The sequence below is a fragment of the Fulvivirga lutimaris genome (genome assembly GCF_009711525.1).
Taxonomy (GTDB): Bacteria; Bacteroidota; Bacteroidia; order Cytophagales; family Cyclobacteriaceae; genus Fulvivirga; species Fulvivirga lutimaris.
On the sequence record NZ_SMLV01000208.1, the window covers coordinates 1 to 5642 of the forward strand.

At 38.7% G+C, this 5642-nt stretch carries 3 protein-coding genes; all 3 read left to right on the plus strand.

The genetic code is table 11. The annotated features are described in order from the left end of the window. A partial coding sequence (locus E1140_RS02125) for a PadR family transcriptional regulator (protein WP_343034124.1) occupies window positions 1-341 on the plus strand: 341 nt, incomplete at its 5' end. Continuing rightward, window positions 341-2983: an ABC transporter permease gene (locus E1140_RS02130; protein WP_155178552.1), complete on the plus strand. Its 2643-nt coding sequence runs from the start codon at window positions 341-343 to the stop codon at window positions 2981-2983. The genes E1140_RS02125 and E1140_RS02130, both read left to right, overlap by 1 nt. Then, a complete protein-coding gene (locus E1140_RS02135) occupies window positions 2976-5591 on the plus strand; it encodes an ABC transporter permease (RefSeq protein WP_155178554.1) in 2616 nt (871 codons plus the stop codon). The genes E1140_RS02130 and E1140_RS02135 overlap by 8 nt, the downstream gene beginning before the upstream one ends. The last annotated feature ends 51 nt before the right edge of the window (window positions 5592-5642 follow it).

Genomic DNA, 5642 nt, shown 5'->3' on the forward strand with positions numbered 1-5642 from the left:
AAATAAATGTTATGGGTAAATATAATTTAGGCGAGTTCGAAGAAATCGTACTGCTAACGGTAGCCATACTTAAAGATGAGGCTTATGGAATTGCCATTATTGATGAAATGGAAAATAGACTGAAGCGCTCGGTAAGCATAGGGGCACTTCAAACAGTTTTAAGAAGGCTAGAGAAAAAAGGCTTCCTATCCTCAGAATTTGGAGAGGCCACCAAAGTAAGAGGTGGTAAGCGAAAACGCTTCTTTTCAATAACCGCTTACGGCAAGAAAGTACTCACCGAAACCAAAGAACAACGCATGGAGCTTTGGAATGCCATACCAGAATTCTCCTTCAGCGCATAATGCCTAAAATTCAAAATATTAACCCTCCTCATTGGGCCTTAAGGTTCTTCCGCTGGTTTTGTAACCCAGACTTTGTAGAAGATCTTGAAGGTGATTTATTTGAACGTTTCGAAAGAAGAGTTGACGAAAAATCTCTCAATACTGCAAGGTGGCTGTTTATAACAGATGTGTTGAAATTATTTCGACCATCTCTAATGAAATCTCTCAAAATTCAAAAACTCAACAACACAACCATGATTAACAATTATTACAAAGTAGCGTGGCGACACATTGTCAAAGAAAAGTTTTATTCCATAATTAACATCTCCGGGCTGGCTGTAGGTATGGCCTCGTGTATTTTCATTGCCTTTTATGTATTAAAAGAGCTTTCTTATGACCAGTATCATGAAAACCTTGACCGTACTTATAGAATTTTGCAGGGTGCACATGCTGGTGAGGAACGCGATATACCGCCAACACCAGAAGATTTCAGATTTTGGGGTAATGCACCTGTTGGGCCAGCGCTTAAAGAAGAGCTTCCAGAGGTTGAATACTTCTGTAGGTTTACTCCCGGCCATTCTAAGCTAATAAAGGCTAATGACGAGCTGTACAACGAAAAGAATGTGGTTTATGGAGACTCGACTGTCTTTAAAGTTTTCAGCTGGAACCTAATAGCTGGAAACCCAGATAAAGTACTAACAGAGCCGAATAGTATAGTGCTTACAGAAACATTAGCTAAGAAGTATTTTGGAACTACCGATGTTCTCGGTAAGACGGTAATATTAGAGCAAGAAAGGGAATGTGTGGTAACTGGTGTAATGGAAGATGTTCCTGATAATTCTCAATACATTTTCGATGGGATCATTTCAATGGCCACTTTCTATGACATTCGTCCAGGCATATTTGATAATTGGGGGTATGTAGATTTCTACAACTACATCACACTGAAAGAAGGTGCGACAATAGAATCCATTACTCCAAAGCTGCAACCTATAGCTACTAAATACACGGCTGATTGGAAGAATTCGAACTTCTATTTGGATATTGAGCCATTGGAGGGGTCATACCTCCACTCAGTGGCGGCCAGACAGGCGGGAAAAACAGGCAGTGTAACTAACCTTATCATCTTCTCAATCATCGGGTTATTTATTCTCATTATTGCCTGCATCAACTTCATCAACCTGTCTACAGCAAGGTCTTTAGAACGTGCTAAGGAGATCGGCATTCGCAAAGTAGTCGGTGCACGGCAATACTCCCTAGTCAATCAATTTTTATCAGAATTTATCCTACTAGCCCTTTTTGCAGGCGTAATTGCTATTTGTATTGTAACAGTTGCAGCGCCTTATCTTTATGAACTTACGGGAGTTCAAATTAGCATCAGCACTTTCCTTAATCCTTTATTTCTTGGCGTTTTTATTATTGGAATTTTGACCATTGGATTGTTAGCTGGATCATACCCGGCATTCCTTCTATCTAAATTTCAACCCGCCAAAGTGTTGAAAGGTAATTTTAAAACAGGGTCTTCCGGAGTGGTTTTGAGAAAAGGGCTGGTCACTTTTCAATTCATTCTAACCATTGGTCTTATCATTGGAACCTCAACGGTTTACAACCAGCTTCAATATTTGCAAAATCATGATTTAGGTTTTACTAAAGATCAAACCTTAATTCTTGAATTTGGTTTTGACGGTGAGGTTTCTAGGAACATTGAAACACTAAAAACACAGTTTGCCAATCAGCCTGGTATTAGCTCAATATGTGCTTCCAGAGCTGTACCCGGAGGGTATCATCCTAATGCCGGCACACTAATAGAAGACCAAAATGGAGAAATGGTGCCTCACAGCCCTGCCATCTATGAAATAGACCCTGACTTTGTGCCTTTTTACGAAATCAAAGTGTTGGCGGGCAGAGCCTTCTCATATGACTACTATTCAGATTCTACAGAGGCACTAATGATAAATATGGCAGCTGCGAGGCAATGGGGCTATACAAATCCTGAAGAGGTAGTCGGTAAAAAGTTTTCTCAATGGGGTAGAGAAGGTAAAATTATTGGTGTTGTGGATGATTTCAACTATCAATCACTACACAACGAAGTAGCTCCACTGTCATTAAGATATGAGCCCTTTAGCATGGCCATGTTTTCACTAAAAGTAGATACTGATGATTTGTATTCCACAATTCAAAATCTCGAAAACAAATGGAAAGAACTAATTCCTCATCGTCCATTTAGTTATTACTTTCTGGACGACAGTTTCGATCAACAATACAAAGCAGACAACCAATTCGCTGAGTTGTTTACCGCCTTTGCTTTGCTCGCCATTATTATTGCTCTATTGGGATTATTCGGGCTTACTACTTATACCACATCGCAACGCATTAAGGAAATTGGCATCCGTAAAGTCTTAGGTGCATCTGTTGGGTCTATTGTGTTCCTCCTGTCCAAAGATTTATCTAAGCTGCTTATAGTTGCATTCATTATAGCGGCACCATTGGCATGGTTTGCCATGACAAAATGGTTGGAAGGCTTTGCATATCAGGAATCTATTGGTATAGGAATCTACATTATTGCAGCTATTACAATTTCTATAATTGCTTTTGGCACAATGAGTTGGCAATCAATGAAAGCAGCATTGCAAAACCCTACCAATTCGTTGAAGAATGAATAAAATCAATCCACCAAAACTGCCACTCCGTTTCTTCCGCTGGTTTTGTAACCCAGACTTTGTAGAAGATCTTGAAGGTGATTTATTTGAACGTTTTGAAAGAAGGGTAGAAAAAAAATCTACTAGATCAGCACGCTGGGGGTTTACTAAAGATGTTATTAGGCTCTTCAGGCCTGGAATAATCAAACCAATAACTCAAATACAACATCTAAATCAACTCGACATGTTTAGAAACAATTTTAAGATTGCGTTACGTGCGCTTTGGAAAAACAAGCCATCAACAGTCATCAACATGGTAGGGCTGACAATTGGCATTACTTCATGCTTGCTTATTGCTTTGTTCATTCAACATGAATTGAGCTATGATAAATTTCAACCTAAAGCAAACCGCATAGCAAGAGTGGTGATGGAGTATAGTTTTGATGGAAGTTCAGATTCAAATGTAGGGATCTTTACTAGTACAAAAGTTGCTCCTGTTTTTTCACGCACATTTCCAGAAGTGTTAAAAGGAATCCGAATGGTAGACGCTTCAAGGATTTTACTGCTCAATAATGAGCCAGTATCCGAATCCGGTTTTATTTATGCCGATTCTTCATTCTTTGATGCCTTTTATCATGAAATGCTTCAAGGTAATCCAGCCACTGCGCTCGATGGAAAAAACAAGCTAGTGCTTACTGAAAGCATGGCTAATAAATATTTTCCTGGAGAAAATGCGTTAGGAAAAATTCTTGAAGTAGGGATCAAAAAAACACCTTATGAGGTGACTGGAGTTATCCGTGATTATCCTTACACTTCACAAATACGATTTGACTTTTTGGCTTCATTTTCATCTTTAGGCCAAAATCAGGAAGAAACATATTTCAGGGCCAACTATACCACCTATTTATTATTAAATGATGAGCATTCATTTGCTTCTTTGGAGGAAAAAATCAATCCATACGTGGAAAAAGAAATGGAGGGCAGTGGGGCAAAAATCAGCTTTTCACTAGAACATTTTGACAAAATACACCTTCACTCCCCACATAGCGATTTTGTGCAAAATACCAGCGTAAGCTATCTATATATTCTGGGTGCCGTTGCCTTACTCATTCTAATGATAGTATGCTTTACTTACATTAATCTAACAACTGCTAAATCCATTGAACGTGCAAAAGAAGTAGGCATTCGAAAAGTATCTGGAGCAGTAAGAGGTCAGTTATTTTGGCAGTTTATTGTTGAATCATTTACCCTATGCCTACTTGCCATTGTGGTGAGTGTAGGTCTGGCAGCCATATTATTACCCTCTTTTAATCAGTTAATTGATCGTAGTTTACAACTTTCTGATTTGTATACCGTCAACTTTCTGTTAGTGGTTGTAAGCATTGCTATCATAATCAGTTTAGTTGCAGGAGGATATCCAGCTTTAGTCTTAGCACGCATGCACCCAGCAAAGGTGCTTAAAGGTGTTTTTAAAAATACCTCCTCCGCACGTTGGTTACAGCAATCCCTCACAATATTTCAATTCGGTATTTCGGTATTTCTTATTATTTGCACACTCGTTATTCAAAGCCAGCTTGATTTTATTCAAAAAACAGACTTGGGATACGACAGGGATCATGTAATACTATTACCTGTAGGATGGAGCGATTCTCATCAATCACTTTCTACCTTCAAACAGGAATTGGCTAAAAATGCACAGATTTTAAGCGTGAGCCGCACAGCTAATAGTCCAGTAAACATTGAAAGCGGCTATAGTATGCGTCTGCCCACAATGCCTGAAAACGAAGTAATTCCCGTAAATGCTAATCCAGTGGATAACAATTATCTTGAGGTAAATGGCTTACAATTAATTACAGGTACAAATTTTACCGGGCAGCAAGTTGATGCTACTGATGAGGAAGACTGGGACCAAATGGTTTTTCATTATATTATTAATGAAAGTGCCGCCAAAAAACTAGGGTGGACGCCTGAAGAGGCTATTGGTCAAGAGATGGTACTAAATAAGGAAGGCATAATAGTTGGTGTTATTCAAGATTTTAATTTTCAATCACTAAGAAATGACATCAACCCTTTAGTATTGTTCACGGCTACTTGGGGCGGAAAACTACTTGTAAAAGTAAATGGAAATGATATACCCTCAACCCTTGCATACATTGAAACACGGTGGAAACAGTTTATGCCAGATAGACCATTCAGTTATCACTTTTTAGATGAGGATTATAATCGATTATATGAGACAGAACTCCAGTTGAGTAAAACCATGAATTTATTTTCAGGTATTGCAATCATACTTGCTTGTTTGGGTTTGTTTGGGTTAACCTCTTATATGATTCAGCAACGAAAGAAAGAAGTCAGCATCCGAAAAGTACTGGGGGCTTCAGTCTGGAGTCTACTCAACAACTTATCCAGCGACTTTGTAAAACTTGTATTATTGGCTATTCTCATTGCTTCACCTATTGCCTATTTCTTAATGCAAGAGTGGTTAAGCGAATTCACTTATCGTATTAATTTGCCCTGGTGGGCCTTTGCCATGGCAGGATTAGTTGTTGTGGCCATTGCAGTGATCACGGCAGGCATACATGGTTTAAAAGCTGCTATAGCTAACCCTGTGAACAATTTAAAAAGTGAATAAATAGAGGTTGATTCTAAAACAGAAAATAACTAACCATTTCTAATTGAATTG

What these genes read in the sequence shown, in the direction of transcription:
- E1140_RS02130 (WP_155178552.1), top strand. Translation starts at nt 341, where the DNA reads ATGCCTAAAATTCAAAATATTAACCCTCCTCATTGGGCCTTAAGGTTC.
- E1140_RS02135 (WP_155178554.1), top strand. Translation starts at nt 2,976, where the DNA reads ATGAATAAAATCAATCCACCAAAACTGCCACTCCGTTTCTTCCGCTGG.